16 protein-coding genes and 4 tRNA genes are annotated in these 14,298 nt (G+C 59.1%); 5 read left to right on the top strand and 15 right to left on the bottom strand.

The genetic code is table 11. The features are described from left to right. Positions 1–892: 892 nt before the first annotated feature. From AXW79_RS20450 to AXW79_RS20425, 6 genes are all read right to left on the bottom strand, one after another. Complete coding sequence (locus tag AXW79_RS20450) at positions 893–2,119, bottom strand: tyrosine-type recombinase/integrase (RefSeq protein WP_005314104.1); 1,227 nt, start codon at positions 2,117–2,119, stop codon at positions 893–895. A gap of 183 nt (positions 2,120–2,302) precedes the next feature. After that, positions 2,303–2,749 carry a DUF2787 family protein gene (locus AXW79_RS20445; protein WP_005314106.1) on the bottom strand — a complete coding sequence of 149 codons (447 nt, stop codon included), beginning with the start codon at positions 2,747–2,749 and terminating at the stop codon, positions 2,303–2,305. A gap of 66 nt (positions 2,750–2,815) precedes the next feature. Next, positions 2,816–3,310, bottom strand: a complete 495-nt coding sequence (locus AXW79_RS20440; RefSeq protein WP_005314108.1) for a hypothetical protein — start codon at positions 3,308–3,310, stop codon at positions 2,816–2,818. A gap of 19 nt (positions 3,311–3,329) precedes the next feature. Then, entirely contained in the window at positions 3,330–3,854 is a 525-nt protein-coding gene (locus AXW79_RS20435) for a hypothetical protein (protein ID WP_005314110.1), read from the bottom strand. Between the two features lie 12 nt (positions 3,855–3,866). After that, positions 3,867–4,085, bottom strand: coding sequence for a hypothetical protein (locus AXW79_RS20430; RefSeq protein ID WP_005314112.1), 219 nt, complete (start codon positions 4,083–4,085; stop codon positions 3,867–3,869). 461 nt (positions 4,086–4,546) lie between these two features. Beyond that, positions 4,547–5,062 (bottom strand): ClbS/DfsB family four-helix bundle protein, encoded by a 516-nt coding sequence (locus AXW79_RS20425; protein ID WP_005314114.1) that lies wholly within the window; start codon positions 5,060–5,062, stop codon positions 4,547–4,549. 130 nt (positions 5,063–5,192) lie between these two features. Here AXW79_RS20425 and AXW79_RS20420 point away from each other — a divergent pair, with 130 nt between their 5' ends. Then, positions 5,193–5,525, top strand: a complete 333-nt coding sequence (locus tag AXW79_RS20420; protein ID WP_005314116.1) for a hypothetical protein — start codon at positions 5,193–5,195, stop codon at positions 5,523–5,525. Between the two features lie 174 nt (positions 5,526–5,699). On the opposite strand, the gene AXW79_RS20415 is transcribed toward AXW79_RS20420, so the two are convergent. The 5 genes from AXW79_RS20415 to plsY all read right to left on the bottom strand — a co-directional run bounded on the left by AXW79_RS20415 (position 5,700) and on the right by plsY (position 6,782). Further along, positions 5,700–5,775, bottom strand: a tRNA-Asn gene (locus tag AXW79_RS20415). An 8-nt stretch (positions 5,776–5,783) separates the two neighbouring features. Further along, a tRNA-Phe gene (locus tag AXW79_RS20410) sits at positions 5,784–5,859 on the bottom strand. 10 nt (positions 5,860–5,869) lie between these two features. Beyond that, positions 5,870–5,945: transfer RNA gene (locus AXW79_RS20405), tRNA-Thr, on the bottom strand. 51 nt (positions 5,946–5,996) lie between these two features. Then, positions 5,997–6,072 (bottom strand) — tRNA-Phe (locus AXW79_RS20400). Between the two features lie 47 nt (positions 6,073–6,119). Continuing rightward, the gene (gene plsY, locus AXW79_RS20395; protein WP_011898298.1) at positions 6,120–6,782 is read right to left on the bottom strand and encodes a glycerol-3-phosphate 1-O-acyltransferase PlsY; all 663 of its coding nucleotides are present in this window, start codon (positions 6,780–6,782) and stop codon (positions 6,120–6,122) included. 169 nt (positions 6,783–6,951) lie between these two features. Between plsY and folB the strand changes: the two genes are divergently transcribed. The 3 genes from folB to AXW79_RS20380 all read left to right on the top strand — a co-directional run bounded on the left by folB (position 6,952) and on the right by AXW79_RS20380 (position 8,498). Beyond that, positions 6,952–7,323, top strand: coding sequence for a dihydroneopterin aldolase (folB, locus tag AXW79_RS20390; RefSeq protein WP_005314120.1), 372 nt, complete (start codon positions 6,952–6,954; stop codon positions 7,321–7,323). A gap of 52 nt (positions 7,324–7,375) precedes the next feature. Next, the gene (gene folK, locus AXW79_RS20385; RefSeq protein WP_005314121.1) at positions 7,376–7,885 is read left to right on the top strand and encodes a 2-amino-4-hydroxy-6-hydroxymethyldihydropteridine diphosphokinase; all 510 of its coding nucleotides are present in this window, start codon (positions 7,376–7,378) and stop codon (positions 7,883–7,885) included. 124 nt (positions 7,886–8,009) lie between these two features. Continuing rightward, positions 8,010–8,498: a YbaK/EbsC family protein gene (locus tag AXW79_RS20380; RefSeq protein WP_005314122.1), complete on the top strand. Its 489-nt coding sequence runs from the start codon at positions 8,010–8,012 to the stop codon at positions 8,496–8,498. 20 nt (positions 8,499–8,518) lie between these two features. On the opposite strand, the gene mdtD is transcribed toward AXW79_RS20380, so the two are convergent. From mdtD to AXW79_RS20360, 4 genes are all read right to left on the bottom strand, one after another. Beyond that, complete coding sequence (mdtD, locus tag AXW79_RS20375) at positions 8,519–9,907, bottom strand: multidrug transporter subunit MdtD (RefSeq protein ID WP_005314123.1); 1,389 nt, start codon at positions 9,905–9,907, stop codon at positions 8,519–8,521. 61 nt (positions 9,908–9,968) lie between these two features. Continuing rightward, the gene (locus tag AXW79_RS20370; protein ID WP_005314124.1) at positions 9,969–11,096 is read right to left on the bottom strand and encodes a CobW family GTP-binding protein; all 1,128 of its coding nucleotides are present in this window, start codon (positions 11,094–11,096) and stop codon (positions 9,969–9,971) included. A 71-nt stretch (positions 11,097–11,167) separates the two neighbouring features. After that, on the bottom strand, positions 11,168–12,562 hold the full coding sequence (locus AXW79_RS20365; protein WP_005314125.1) for a D-arabinono-1,4-lactone oxidase: 1,395 nt from the start codon (positions 12,560–12,562) through the stop codon (positions 11,168–11,170). A gap of 117 nt (positions 12,563–12,679) precedes the next feature. Then, entirely contained in the window at positions 12,680–13,297 is a 618-nt protein-coding gene (locus tag AXW79_RS20360; RefSeq protein WP_005314128.1) for a LysE family translocator, read from the bottom strand. Positions 13,298–13,374: 77 nt separating this feature from the next. Here AXW79_RS20360 and AXW79_RS20355 point away from each other — a divergent pair, with 77 nt between their 5' ends. After that, positions 13,375–14,286, top strand: a complete 912-nt coding sequence (locus AXW79_RS20355) for a LysR family transcriptional regulator (protein WP_005314130.1) — start codon at positions 13,375–13,377, stop codon at positions 14,284–14,286. The last annotated feature ends 12 nt before the right edge of the window (positions 14,287–14,298 follow it).

Here is a 14,298-nt window from a genome sequence, read left to right as displayed (position 1 = left end):
CGGAACAGCTATTTAGGGTGTCGTGTTCTGCCATCCAGGGGAGCATCGTTGTCAAAGGTATCCAAGTGTCACGGAGGTGCCCGACAGGGCGTGTCGACTTGGATTTTCACGACAGAGGGGGGCACGGGTAAGCAGAGTTGGCATTGGTGGCCGAGCTTTTGCATTTTCCCCGGCCCACTTGGACGGGGGCAGCAACGCCGATAATGCGAGCGGGGTCCTGCTTTAGATTGATAAACGGGTTGCTCTGCGTGCGCAAGGTTCAGTGACGACTGCAAATAACGGTGGTTCTCCGGCCTCTCTCACTATCTGAGGAAGCACCGAGACCGATCACCATTCGATGCCAAAACTCGCCCCGTAATGCGCAAAAATGGGGGACTCGCGCAGGCTCCGGTTGTCGGAGGCCATGCCCCGCATGAAGTGCTGGGGTGGTGTCCTATCCACGTTGGGGTAGAGTAACTATTGCCCCCTCCCTCCCCTGTGAGAAGGACTGTGTGGCATTGCTGATCTGGGCCATGGTGTTTGGGCTCGATGGCGTTGCCCATGTCTGTGGCTCCTGCTTCTTTGCTTCAGGAACGGGCTTGGCTATCTCCTCTTGCCTGCCTAGCTGGGCCTCGTTCAGCTGCCTTGTCGGGTTGGTACAGCCGGACTCCCTCCGGGCAGTCAGTGTTAGATTTTTGTTTGTCTTTTCATCCCCATAACTACCTTGCCATGTGTTGATGCCCCACGGGCACAGCCCGTATACCCCGGCATACCACTCTCCTCAGCCACGCAGAGAACCTCGGCCTCTCCAGAGACAGCCACATCCGTCACGCCGGAAAACTCGCCAGCCCCGAGGTAAAGGGCTGGCGAGTTAGGCAACGATGCCACTGGGCTACTCCCTGCATTCGCTTGCTTATCCTGCCCGTTGCAACGCAAGCGGCTCCACTTTGACAACACCTGGAGAGATCAACGCTTGCTCCACACAGTTCGCCACTTGTGCGCTGGTATGGCGCAATCTGCTGGCATGTAGGTGGGCATACCGTTGGCTGGATTGGCTGCTGGAATGACCCAGCTGCGCCTGCACGTCATACAAGGTGCCACCGCTGGAGACAATCAACGCAGCTACCGAATGGCGGCAGGTATGAATACATACTTGCCCTTCGATTTGTGCTCGTTTCAGCATCCGGTTAAATGGCTTGGTGACGTTGTTCAACGGCTGCCCCGGCTTCTGCCCTGGGAACAGGTAGGCGTTTCCCGCTATCACCGGCGTATCCTGCAAAACCTGCATTGCCATGTGATTCATATGCAGGATCCGGCTCTTGCCGTTCTTGGTGTGCGGGATAAACAGCGTCTGATGCACCTTGTCGATATGCTCCCATTTGGCCAACCTCAACTCATCTTTGCGCAGGCCCGTCAGCAACAGCAATTTCACGTACTGCCCTGCATAGCGGTTCTCATCAGCATCCGCTGCCATGAACAAACGCCGGATCTCAGCCTTATCGAGGAATCGGGTTCGCTGGTTGTTCTCGGGGAGCGTCTTCAGATAGACCAATGGATGTTGCTCCAGATACCCCATCCGCACACTCCACGTCAGGATGGCCTTGAGCAAGGTGGTGATCCGGTTGTTGGTCGCTGGCTTGCACTGGCTCATCAAGCTGGTTTGCAATGCTTGCCCTTGCTCCAAATTGATTTCCGACAACAGCCGAGAGCCCATCGGCGGTTGCAGGTGATCCCGGAACCGCTGCTCGTCGTTCTGCCAAGAGCGTTTATGGTGTTTGGCATAAGGCAGGTAATGCAGCTGGAACAGCTCATACAACGTGAGCTCTTGCCGTTTATCTTCCTTCAGTTGCTTGGGGTCGATGCCTTGTGACAGCAGCCGTTTATACTCCGTGGCAATCTCTCTGGCCGTGTTCAGGTCTACGTCTGGAAAGCGACCTATGGCAATAGCCCGCTTGCGGCCATGCCACAGATACCGCATCAGGAACTTCTTGTTGCCCTCCCCTTTCCCCACCAAGCATTTGAGCCCCGAGATCTGAGTGTCGCTGTATTCGGCCTCCGTAGATTTTGCATTTGCGGGGTTGGGCGGTAGTGCTTCGATCGCTTTCTGGGTGAAGCGAAAACGAGATGGGAGATCTGACATAGTGGAACTCCTGTTAACTGGGATTGAAGGGGACTGGCATTGCCCCAAGAAAAAACAGCACAGGGAGGTCGGATCCCTGTGCCGGTCTGGTGGTACTGGTTTATCGGTTGGTGGTGATGTTGGTCGCTGATGGTTTACCCACTCGCGGCCAACGGCTTTCCGGTCGATATCCGGTCTTGGGCGTCAGTCTGGCGTCACCGTCAGGGTGAATACGTCCATCTGGGCATAGCAGCAAAAGCTCTGTTGCCAGACGTCAAACCATTCATTCACCTCTGCCAGTGACATTTCACCCATCAACGAATGGGTGTATTCGCCCACGCTGAAATCAAAATCCAACTCTTTGGCCAACTCAGTGCACCAGCCTTGGCCCACATAGGCAAAGTCAGTAACGTAGCGCAGATGCCAGCCGTCATCCCAGCGTTCAAGACGGATCTCGACAGGGTGATAGCCTCCAGTTGTTGCGCTGTAGTCTGGATCTCGATAGTTGAGGGTCAGGGTTGCGGGTGTTGTGCCATCCGGGATCTCGTCTGGGAAATCCTCCAGCGCCGAGCTGATGGCTTGCTCAAGTAGCGTTTGCAGGTCGTGACTTATCCTCACAGGCAAGCCCGTGATAACGAGGGTAGGTTTCATGTTTGGTTCTCTTGAAGTGAAAGGTGGGGATTCGCGTGATGGAATAGAGCGGGCTGTCGACGTGGGTTAGTTGGTGGTGCTGACCTTTGGCAGCTTGGCCTTGAGACTCTCAAACCACTCGGTATGCTTGCCCGTGATCAGATGACCGAACCGCACTTCCGGCGCTGCCTTGGTCAATTCCAGATGGCGCAGTACGGCAGCCAGGAACCCCGCATTATTGCTGCTGCCTTTGAAGTGCCAGATAACCTTGAACAGGCCGGAAGTAAATGCCTTGTCCGACTGTTGCTCATTCAGCAGATCGACGACTTGCGCCAAGCCGAACCACTCCTTGGAACAAAGGCCACCGCCACTACTGCCGGTCAGACGGATCAACAGCTCAGTTTGCTCAGGCTCATGACCGATCTCATAGCCCACAGTGGTAGTTGAGCCTGGCGAGAGCAACATGGCGACACCACTGGTCAAGATAACCTTGGCAGATAGAATGGGTTTATCGCTGGCCTTGTTCTCGGGCTGAGTATTGGTCTGCTGGCTGGCGGCTTGTTTGTTGGTCTTGCTATTCATATTGGGATCCTCAGGTAACTCAGATAGTGGATTTCAGGTAGATGGTGGTGCCCAAGTCGGGCTGTGCCTGTTCAGGTTTTAGAACGAAGGCCAGATGCTGGAATACAGGGAGTGGAGCTGACAGGGCATCGAACGGAGTGCCGTAACCGGAGAAGTGATATGGCTCCCATGTTTCCACTGCTGGGAGTGGCAGCCAGAACACGGCATCTTCTGCGCAGTCGATCAGCTGGATGGTTCCCGCAGCTAACCGCCAGTAGTCGGCGTAGTAACCGTTGTCGTCATCCCGGACTGACTCTCTCGTATGGGATGCTATCGAGATCAATACTTCAGGTGCTTCACTGTGCAGGGACTTGGCCTTAAGCACGGTTGCCTCTTTGACCACGACCAGCAGCACAGGCTGGTTTTCATCTGGCAGGAACTCAGGAACATACATTCCATTCGTGATGACCTCCTGCATCAGCAAGCTCAGCGTTTGCCAGCTGTAGGCATACCCCTTTAGCGTTTCGTGGGAAGCGTATTTTCCTTCTTGAATGAACTCGTCCATGGCTAACCTCCCTCAATCCGCTGGCCCAGTGATATAGCCGATAGCGCCACCGATGATGGTGCCTGCGACGGCTCCAGTGATACCGCCTTTGGCACCGACACCAGCTCCGGTGAGTGCGCCTTTGACTGCCCCCCTGGTGCTGCCCTTAACCGTGAAGTCGATGCTGCCGTCTCTCATTGGCTTGATGCTGATCGCGGCTACTTGTTTGCGCAAAATTTGGTGGATAAACATGCTCATTCCTTTAAATCGTGGATATGAAAAAAGCCCTGAGCGGTTAGCTCAGGGCCTGATGTTCTGGATGAACATGGTTTTAATATATGTTTGAAAATCCGCTTAGACCGGATATCCCCCAGACCCACGCTGAACATATCCAGTCAACTCTGCTGGGGTAACTTTTGACATCAGGGTCACAGTCCACGCTCACTCTTGCCTGCTATTCCTTCTGATTGCGCCTCTCCGGTCTCCCTCCGGTCTTACCATAACCGATACTCTCAGCAGTAAAGACCGGAGCTGGCGACCGGAGAAATGGCCTGACGGCGAACGCTGTTATCTACTCATCCGAGTGACACCATTCACCACAAGCATAGCTTTACCAAGCGGACCAGATATGGACCGGAACTTGTTATGCGTACAGGAATGAGCAGTGAAAATACAGAGATGGGCAGCATCGCCATCTGCAACACCGGGAACATTCATACCCGAATGCAGTTCCCCTTCAACCACTTGCGCAATCGCCCGTTGGCATTGTGGTAGGGAGAAGCGGTATTGAACTGGATCATCCGCCCCAGGGTCCACTGCTCATACCAGGGGCGACCATACAGCTCATCGTCACTGCGCGTCACGATCAGCTCGACGATGCGAGCCCTGGCCGCCATCAGCCGGGCCAGCAGTGCCGGATAGGCCAGCCCCTCATAATCCCGATAGAACTTTTGGGCCAGCCTGCCCAGCTCGTTCCACTTAAAACCCGTCTCGGGAAAATCTACCGGCAAGCCCGCCGCATCCCGCTCTATCCACTTGATCACCAGCTCATTCCAGCCGATGAGGTAGGCCACCAGATTGGCCACGCTCATACTGGTGCCCTTGCTGTGCCCTTCCATGGCCAGCTCCTGTACCCGGTTCTCGGGGACGGCCTGCAACGCCTTGAGCAACTTGCCAAAATTCGTGTCGATGACGAGCAGCAGCTCGGCCTTGTCTTGGGGGATCCCCATCACTTTCCTCCTTCATGCCGGCCACCCAACTGCCCGGTCGGGATTGCCGCCAGCGGCGCCGAGCGCTAAGCTCGCGGCATCTGCAACCGGCGTTCCCACGCCACCACTCCTGTCACAAGCAAGAAAAGCAATGAATCAGCTTATTACCTATATCAAGGCCATCCATCGGCAACCTGGGCAAGCAACCATCACTCATCAGCAGAGTGAGCACTATAGCGAGAATGACGAGAGTGGCACCCTGATCCAACACCAGCAAACCACCTATTGGTTCGCCAATGGGGTCGTCATCTGTCATCAGCGAGAGCAGGACCAGGTCCCCTCAGAACAGCTGTGCGCCGAATGCTGGATAAGCTATCGAGTTGTCACCAGCCACATACCCATCACGCCGCCACGCAAGCTGTTCCACAATCCCTGTCAGGAGGCATTCTGGCTGAAGATGCAGGGCATCACGCCGGCAAGGTGACGTAGTACTGATCCACAGGTGAAACAACAGCAGGGAGGGGGCTTAATAGACTCAACGATCACCGGCAGGCCATCATCTCCATCGACAAACAACAACCGAACCTCTCATGCGAATCTGGTCAGCCGTGAAAAACAGGCAAAGAAAAAGCCCAGCATTGCTGCTGGGCTTTTGTGTTGGCTCCTCCTGCTGGACTTGAACCAGCGACATACGGATTAACAGTCCGCCGTTCTACCGACTGAACTAAGGAGGAATTGTACTTGGTGCCCAGAGACGGAATCGAACCGCCGACACGGGGATTTTCAATCCCCTGCTCTACCGACTGAGCTATCTGGGCAATATATAAATGGTGCCGGCTACCGGAATCGAACTGGTGACCTACTGATTACAAGTCAGTTGCTCTGCCTACTGAGCTAAGCCGGCACACTTAAACCACTGTGCATGAACTAATTTTTTACTTCATGGCACCAAATTTGGTGCCCAGAGACGGAATCGAACCGCCGACACGGGGATTTTCAATCCCCTGCTCTACCGACTGAGCTATCTGGGCGTGGGCGCTATTAAACGGATTTTAAGGCAGGTGGTCAATGGGAAATTTCACTTTTTGTCTCGTTCGTCTCTTTTTTGCGCAACATCATCCATTTCCCCTACTTCTTCCTGTCGACGCTGTGCCTGGCGGCCCCAGACTCTGGGTTCTTCCCCCTTCAACAGACGGGCTATGTTCTCGTGATGGCGGATAAGGATGAGGCAGGAGAGCAGGGAAACCGGCAGTGTGTATTCCGGCTTGATCAGATAGGTAAAGAGTGGGCTAAGCAACACGGTAATGATGGAGGCCAACGAGGAGTAGCCGCTCACCAGCAGCACGACCAGCCAGGTGCCGATGACGGCCCCGCCCATGGTGAAACCGATGGGCATCATGGTGCCGAGTGCCGTCGCCACCCCCTTGCCGCCCCGAAAGTGGAAGAAGATGGGGTACATGTGGCCGAGGCAGGCAGCAACCCCGATAAAGCCGAGGTAGACGGGCTTGATTTGCAGATACCAGGCAAGATAGACAGGCGCCGTGCCCTTGAGCACATCGAGCAGCAAGACCACCAGTGCAGCTACTCGACCGCCGAGACGCAACACATTGGTCGCCCCCGGATTATGGGAGCCATGATCCCGTGGATCCGGCAGACCCGTTATGCGGGAAACCAGCACGGCACTGGACAGCGAGCCGCCCAGGTAGGCCAGAATAATCATCAAAATCGTCAGGGCCGTCATCTTGGTCGTTTTTACCACGATATGAATGGGGTATGATGCGGGCCACATTCTCTGGCTTGGGGTTGCCCAAAGGCGTGTCGCCCAAACCGACCGCGCGGCAAACTGCTTGCCGAGCCTGCATCCCTGCGCTGTCATCACAGCCCATCAAGAGTAAAGAAGAAGTACTGTCATGGACAAGGTGTTTATTCGCGGACTCGAAGTTTTGACCACCATCGGTGTATATGAGTGGGAGAAGGGCATTCGCCAGAAGCTCTGTTTCGACCTCGAAATGGGGTTTGACAACCGTCCCGCCGCTGCAACCGACGATATCAATCTGGCACTGGATTACGCCACCCTCTCTCGCAAGATCTGTGATCACGCCGCCAGCAAGGTGGTGGAGTTGGTCGAAACCATGGCCGAGCAGGTCGCCATGCTGGTACTGGCCGACGAGCGGGTGCAATGGGTCAAGGTCACCCTGACCAAACCGAGTGCTGTCCCCAATGCGGCTGGCGTCGGGGTAGAGATACTGCGCCATCGCACTCCGGCTGCGAGCGCCTGCTGATGACCACCATCTATATCAGCCCGGGCTCCAACCAGATAACAGGGAGCACTGCATGACCCGTATCTACATCAGCCTGGGTTCCAATATCGAGCGGGAGCACCATATCCGCGCCGGTCTCGATGCCCTGCATGCCGAATTTGGCGAGCTCACCGTCTCCCGGGTATTCGAGAGCGAGGCGGTTGGCTTTGCCGGTCGACCCTTCTACAACCTGGTAGTCGGCGCCGACACAGATATGCCGCTGGCCACCCTGTGCCAACGGCTGCGTGCCATGGAGTTTGCCCACGGCCGCGAGCCGGATGCCAAGAAGTTTGCTCCGCGCACCCTGGATCTGGATCTGCTGCTCTATGGCGATCTGGTCTGCGATGTACCGGTCGCGCTACCCCGTGGCGAGATCCTCACCAATGCCTTCGTCCTCTGGCCGCTGGCCGAGCTGGCACCGAGCCTGCACCACCCGGTCGATGGCCGCACGCTGGACGAACTGTGGCAAGGTTATGACAAGGCATCCCAGCGACTCAACCCCATTCCCTTTCACTGGGAAGCGCGCGAGCTGCAGCATCACTGATGCAACAAGGGCACCCTAGGGTGCCCTTGTTGCATCTTGCAAGGCGGCTTATCCGCCATAAGAAAGTGTGATTGGGCACGACCCGCCATGGCTGGCAGGATGGGGCTCGCCACAGGAGACCCCCATGCCGCTCGATACCATTCACGACTTCAACTGCCAGCTACTGGCCCCATTGCCTCACCAGCGCTATCAGCACGAACCCATCCTCGACTACGCCACCGACGAAAGAGTCAGGGCCCGCTTTGGCTGGCAGGCGGTGTTCAGCAAGACGCTGTTTCTCAAGTTCAAGGATGGCCGCTTCGCCCTGCTGCTGACCCATCAAGGGGGACGACTCGACAACAAGGCGGTCAAGGCCGCGCTCGGTGCCAAGCCGTCTATCTGCACCGCCGAGGAGATGCAGGCAGAGATTGGCTGCCTGCCGGGAGCCGTCTGCCCCTTCCTGCCCCGCGCCGATATCCCGCTGCTGGTAGACCCTCAACTGATGGAGCATCACGCCTTCACCTGGACACCGGGCCACCCGGAGCAGACCTTTCTGCTGGAGACAGCCCATCTGGCCCAAGTGCTTGAGCAACTGCCCTGTCTGGTCAGCTACCTGCCTGCGCCATCAGCCTGACTGCCGACGGCACAGCCCGCTCACCCCTTGTCCCGCGCCAGCTGGGCGAAGATGAGCGCCGCCAGCATGGACATGAGACCGATGCACAGATAGGTGAGGTGGAAACCGGCCAGCCACTGCCCACCCAAGGCTGACGAACCGGCGGAGAAGAGCCCCAGCAGGCTGGCGGCGATGGCGACCCCCAAGCTCATGGAGAGCTGCATCACCACCGACAGCAGTCCATTGCCGCTGCTGGCGTGCTCCGGACTCAAATCCTGCAGGGTCAGGGTATTCATGGCGGAAAACTGCAATGAGTTGATGGCGCCAAACACCATCAGCCAGCCCAGCAGCACCCCATAGGGAAGCAGGTTATCGATGAGGGCAAAGCTGGCGATCATGACTCCCAGCGCCAGTGTGTTGCCGATCAGGATGCGGCGATAACCGATGCGCGGAATCAGCTTGTTCACCAGCGTCTTGGTCAGCATGGCGCCGAGCACAGTGGGGATCATGGTCATCCCCGCCTTGCTCGGTGAGAAGCCAAGCCCCAGTTGCAGAAAGAGCGGCGTGAGGAAGGGCATGGCGCCGCTGCCGAGGCGGGCAAACAGGTTGCCCCAGACACCGATGGCGAAGGTGGATGTCTTGAACAGCGCCAGACTGAACAGCGGTTGCTCGGCATTGGCGGCATAGAGCCAGTAGCTCGCCATGGCGGCCAGCCCGAACAGCAGGGCAAACAGTGCCCAGCCGGTGGAGATGCTGTGCTCGCCCAGCCCCTGCAAGCCCACCGACACCAGCACCATGCCGGCGCTGAACAGCACGAAGCCCTGCCAGTCGAACTTTGCCGTGCCTTGACGCAGGTCGGGCATGAAGTGCCAGCTGGCGATAAAGCCGAGTATCCCCACCGGCAGGTTGATGAGAAACACCCAGTGCCAGCTCGCCACTTCCACCAGCCAGCCCCCCAGCGCGGGGCCTATCAGCGGCCCCACCAGCCCTGGGATGGTGACGAACGACATCACCCGCAGCAGCTCGTGTTTGCTGTAGACCCGCAGCACGGCGAGGCGCCCCACCGGCATCAGCAGGGCGCCGCCTATGCCCTGCAACACCCGTGCGGCCACCAGCATGGGCAGCGTATTGGCGGCGGCGCAGGCCAGAGACCCCAGGGTAAACAGCAGGATAGCCGCCAGATAAATACGGCGAGTGCCGAACCTATCCGCCAACCAGCCGGAGGCGGGAATGAGCAGTGCCACCGTCAGCATGTAGGCGATGATCACCGACTGCATCTGCAGCGGGCTCTCCCCCAGGGTTTCGGCCATGCTGGGCAGGGCCGTATTGAGGATGGTGCCATCCAGGGTTTGCATGAAGAAGCCGACCGCCGCCAGCGGCGGCAGCCACTTGCGTTGGGCAGGCGTAACCATGTGTGTGCTATCAGGCATGAGCAGCCACCTCCTCTTCAGATAAAAAAAGACCCGCACAAAAGCGGGTCATATCAGCCTGTCAGGCATCCGGCTGGCCGAGCATGGCTCTGAGCTGCTCTTCCAGACTGGGCTCGGGGGCCTTGAGCGTATCAAGGAACAGCCGCTCTATTCCCGCTTTGTCCTGACTTTTCACGATAAACACCAGCCGGGACTGGGCCTTGCCCTCCGGCCAATCTCCCAAAGCCTGCAGCGGATAGAGCTGGCCATGGACGCCGTGGATCACCACAGGCTGGCTCTCTCCCTCCAGCTGCAATATCCCCTTGAGGCGCAGCAGGGCATCGCCATATTGGGCCTGCACCGCATCGATGGCGGCCAGCAGGCGAGAGGGCTTGAGCGGCTCGCCGATACGCAAAGAGAAACTCTCAATGTTGCCGTGCTCGAAGTGAGTCGGCGCGGCCGTGCCCACCTTGGCGGCTAACGGCTTCATCTTCGGCTGCATCGGCGAGGCCAGCCCCTGCTTGGGGGATTCGGTGCGCAGCCAGGCCAGCAGCTGGCGCACATCGCGCCCGGCCTCTTCGTTGTAGGCGCCGAGCTTCTCCAGCACCGCAGGCGACAGCTCGCCGTTGGTGACCCGCTCGATGGGGGCCGCCGGGTTGAGGGCGGCCAGCTGGGCCTCGACGCGCTCCAGCTGATCGCCATCCACCAGATCCCCCTTGCTCACCACCAGCAGATCCGCCAGCGCCACTTGTTTCACCGCTTCATACTGAGCCGCCAGCTGCTGTTCGATATGACCAGCATCCACGACTGTGACTGTGCCATCGAAGCGGTAGCGCTGGGCGATAAAACCCTCTTCGCGCAGGGTAAAGAGCACGGGCGCCGGATCGGCCAGACCGGTTGTTTCTATGATGAGCCTTTTGAACGGCTTGATCTTGCGCTGGATGGCGCGCATGAAGAGCCCTTGCAGCGCTTCCACCAGGGAGCCCTGCACCGAGCAACAGATGCAGCCGGAATCGAGCAACACTACCTGCTCGTCCACCTGCTGCACCAGATGGTGATCCAGCCCGACAGAGCCGAATTCGTTGATCAGCACGGCGCACTCGCCGAGTTCCGGCTGCTTGACCCAGTGGTTGAGCAGGGTAGTCTTGCCGCTGCCGAGAAAGCCGGTCAGCAGGGTCACTGGGATCCGGGTGTCTTGCATATCTGTCATATCGATGACTCCCCTTGGGTCGGCAGGGTGATGAGCACTCGGGTATCTTGCATATGGGTCATTTTCAATCCTTACCGGTTGGCAAACAGATCGCTGAGCCAGCGGTTCTCGAAGCGGCCATGGGGATCGAGCTCGCCCTTGAGGGCCAGGAAGTCGTTCCAGCGCGGCAGCAGGGCCGGGAAGTCGTAGAGATCCATCGCCAGATGCTTGCCAAAATGGGGGATGCCACCGAGGGGCACCAGCAGTTGCTGCAGTTCGCGCATCTGCTCCATGGAGCCGTTGACAAAGGTGCCATCTGCCGCCAGATAGACCAGGAAACCGACCCAGCAGACCGATTTATCGTAGGCGGCGCTGAGCCAGGCCTCGGAGGGACCGGTACAACGCAGGATAAAGGGGTAGTGCAATACGCCCGGGTTGGCCTGCTGCCACGCTTGCAGGGTCTCCAGCGCCTCGTTCATGCGGTGCAGCGGCACCGCCACCTCGCAGTTGATCTGGGGTGCCGGGATCCCCTTGCAGAGGATCTGGTAGACGTTGCCAACCAGATCGGAGGCATCCTTGAAGCGGCGCACCGTCTCGAAGTGCTCCCCCGCCAACGCCTCATCCTTGGTGTCTTTCGCCATTTTCTGCAGGGTGGCATCTATGGTGGCATTCATGCGGGCATCGATGTCGCCCTCCAGCAGCAGCGGCTCGCTGCCGGCGGCGCGGTAACGGGCCACCTCTTCCTCGGAAGCGGGATCCACCAGCCAGATGTGGCTCTCGCCGGTCCAGGCAAACCACCAGCTCTTCACAAAGCCGTGCTCGCGGTTGAGCCGCTCGTTGTGCTCGAGCAGAAAGGGGTAGTCGGTGGTGAACTTGGTGCAGCGCATGATGCGGTTGGGTACGGTGCGAAGGCGCACGTCGAGCAGGATGCCGAGCATCCCCATCCCCATCACGAAGGCGCCGAAGCGCGGGTCTGTGCGACCGACCCGGATGATGTCGCCACTGGCCAGCATCACAGTCATCGCCTCCACTGCATCGCACAGGGCAGACTGGTGCAGCCCCTGACCGTGAGTGCCGGTGCTGAGGGCGCCGCCCAGGGTCTGGATGCCGATAACACCGGGGGATGCGGGCAGCATCCGCTCCATGGCGATGAGATCGGCGTAGATGGTATCGAGTGGCGTGCCCGCCTGATAGGTGACGGTATCGGCGGTTTTCGCCAGCTGGCCGCGAAGGTGGTACAAGTCCACCAGCAGCGCCTGACTGCCCTCGGCATAGACGCTGTGAATGGGCTCGAAGGAGAGGCCTGAGCCGATCAGTCGCAGCTTGCGCTCAGGGTATTCACGCAGCAGCGCCTGCAGCTCGTCGCGGTTCTTCGGGCGCCACACCTGATCTAGGGCGCCGAGGGGGTTGGTCTTGGACCAGTTGAACAGCACCTCCCGATTGTTGATCGCCTTGATGCTGTGAAATGCCTGGAACTTGACCGTCATACCGCGCCTCATCTGACTTCTAAATGAGCGGCAATTCTACCGAAAAGTGGACCACAAGGCATGAAAAACAAGCCCCTACAGTCGGGGGTGGATAAGGGGGATGACTCCCCCACACCCTCAGCGCGATTGCTGGGTCAGTGCCAGCAGCATGCCAAACCCCACCAGCAAGCCGCCAAACACCCGGTCGATCCAGTGGCGCACCGCCAAGAGACGGGCCCGTACCGACGCGGTGGAGAAGAAGAGTGCCACCGCACTGAACCAGACCCCGTGGGCCAGCACTATGAAGGCGCCATAGCCGAGCTGGACGCCAAGGGGCGTTTCCGGCCGCACCACCTGCATGAACAGGCTGACGATGAAGATGGTGGTCTTGGGGTTGAGCACATTTGTCAGAAACCCGGTGCGCAGTGCCCCCAGGCTGGAGAGGGTTGGCTGGCTGGCCATCTCCTCATGAGTCACAGGCCTGGCGCGCAACATCTTGATGCCGAGGAAGATGAGGTAGGCGGCCCCCGCCAGCTTGATGAGGTTGAACAACCAGAGCGACTGCTGGATCAGCAGGCCGACCCCCAGCAGGGTGTAGGTCACATGGACGCAGACCCCGGCCGCTATGCCGAGCGCCGTCAGCACGCCGGTGCGACGGGAGAGCAACAGGCTGTTGCGCGACACCATGGCAAAATCGGGCCCAGGGCTGATGACGGCAAAGAAGGTAATGGCTACTACGGCTAACAGTTCGGTCATGAAAAAGAATCCTGATGCTGAGAGATATCGGCTATTTTATTTGGCATCCACACTAATAACGAACGATAACTTCTGACATGAATGGTGATAATAACTCACAGAAAGACCTCTCCCTCCCCTCCCTGACGGCACTGCGCTGTTTCGAAGTGGCTGCCCGCACCGAAAACTTCAGCCGCGCCGCCGATGAGCTGCATCTCACCCATGGCGCCATCAGCCGGGCGGTGCGCCTGCTGGAGGAGGATCTGGGGATCGGGCTGTTCGAGCGCCGCCAGCGCCGGGTCTTTCTGACCGAGGCGGGCAGCAGGCTCCATGAGGCCGTAAAGGAAGGGCTGGGCAGGATCCGGGAGACGGCGCAGGCGCTACGCCAGCAGAGCAAGCCCCAGTCGCTGGTCATCTCCTGCGAACCCACCCTGCTGATGCGCTGGCTGATCCCGCGCTGGCCCGCCTTCCAGGCCCTGCATCCCGAGCTGGACGTGCATTTGATGGCGGGCGGCGGCGCCCTCAGCTTCGGCAGCGGCATAGATCTCGCCATTCGGCGCAATGACTTTCACTGGCCTGATGACCTTTACAGCCAGCTGCTGTTCGAGGAGCAGACAGGGCCCGTCTGCCAGCCGGGCAAGGTGGCGCAGTTTTTCGAGCAAGGAGGAGAGCTGCCGGCTCTGCGCCCCTCTGCCCCCCGCCTGCACACCAAGACCCGTCCCGCCGCCTGGCAAAGCTGGCAGGAACAGGCCAGACAGAGTACAAGCGATGAGGCGCCGACCCAGACCTTCGAACACTTTTACTTCAGCCTGCAGGCCGCCGTGGCGGGCCTTGGCGTCGCCATCGGCCCCTACCGGCTGGTGTGCGACGATATCGCCGCCGGCCTGCTGGCCGCCCCGCTCGGATTCATCCCGGATGGCACCGGCTATCACCTGCTCGCCCCCGCGCCACCCATTCCCGGCAGCCCCCATGAGAAGCTGGCGAACTGGCTGCAATCCCTGAGCAAATAGGTCACGACACCT

It is taken from the genome of Aeromonas salmonicida subsp. salmonicida (assembly GCF_001643305.1).
Lineage (GTDB): Bacteria > Pseudomonadota > Gammaproteobacteria > Enterobacterales > Aeromonadaceae > Aeromonas > Aeromonas salmonicida.
This window is presented reverse-complemented; position numbering and strand designations above follow the sequence as displayed.

What these genes read in the sequence shown, in the direction of transcription:
- AXW79_RS20450 (WP_005314104.1), bottom strand. Translation starts at nt 2,119, where the DNA reads ATGTCAGATCTCCCATCTCGTTTTCGCTTCACCCAGAAAGCGATCGAA.
- AXW79_RS20445 (WP_005314106.1), bottom strand. Translation starts at nt 2,749, where the DNA reads ATGAAACCTACCCTCGTTATCACGGGCTTGCCTGTGAGGATAAGTCAC.
- AXW79_RS20440 (WP_005314108.1), bottom strand. Translation starts at nt 3,310, where the DNA reads ATGAATAGCAAGACCAACAAACAAGCCGCCAGCCAGCAGACCAATACT.
- AXW79_RS20435 (WP_005314110.1), bottom strand. Translation starts at nt 3,854, where the DNA reads ATGGACGAGTTCATTCAAGAAGGAAAATACGCTTCCCACGAAACGCTA.
- AXW79_RS20430 (WP_005314112.1), bottom strand. Translation starts at nt 4,085, where the DNA reads ATGTTTATCCACCAAATTTTGCGCAAACAAGTAGCCGCGATCAGCATC.
- AXW79_RS20425 (WP_005314114.1), bottom strand. Translation starts at nt 5,062, where the DNA reads ATGGGGATCCCCCAAGACAAGGCCGAGCTGCTGCTCGTCATCGACACG.
- AXW79_RS20420 (WP_005314116.1), top strand. Translation starts at nt 5,193, where the DNA reads ATGAATCAGCTTATTACCTATATCAAGGCCATCCATCGGCAACCTGGG.
- plsY (WP_011898298.1), bottom strand. Translation starts at nt 6,782, where the DNA reads ATGACGGCCCTGACGATTTTGATGATTATTCTGGCCTACCTGGGCGGC.
- folB (WP_005314120.1), top strand. Translation starts at nt 6,952, where the DNA reads ATGGACAAGGTGTTTATTCGCGGACTCGAAGTTTTGACCACCATCGGT.
- folK (WP_005314121.1), top strand. Translation starts at nt 7,376, where the DNA reads ATGACCCGTATCTACATCAGCCTGGGTTCCAATATCGAGCGGGAGCAC.
- AXW79_RS20380 (WP_005314122.1), top strand. Translation starts at nt 8,010, where the DNA reads ATGCCGCTCGATACCATTCACGACTTCAACTGCCAGCTACTGGCCCCA.
- mdtD (WP_005314123.1), bottom strand. Translation starts at nt 9,907, where the DNA reads ATGCCTGATAGCACACACATGGTTACGCCTGCCCAACGCAAGTGGCTG.
- AXW79_RS20370 (WP_005314124.1), bottom strand. Translation starts at nt 11,096, where the DNA reads ATGACAGATATGCAAGACACCCGGATCCCAGTGACCCTGCTGACCGGC.
- AXW79_RS20365 (WP_005314125.1), bottom strand. Translation starts at nt 12,562, where the DNA reads ATGACGGTCAAGTTCCAGGCATTTCACAGCATCAAGGCGATCAACAAT.
- AXW79_RS20360 (WP_005314128.1), bottom strand. Translation starts at nt 13,297, where the DNA reads ATGACCGAACTGTTAGCCGTAGTAGCCATTACCTTCTTTGCCGTCATC.
- AXW79_RS20355 (WP_005314130.1), top strand. Translation starts at nt 13,375, where the DNA reads ATGAATGGTGATAATAACTCACAGAAAGACCTCTCCCTCCCCTCCCTG.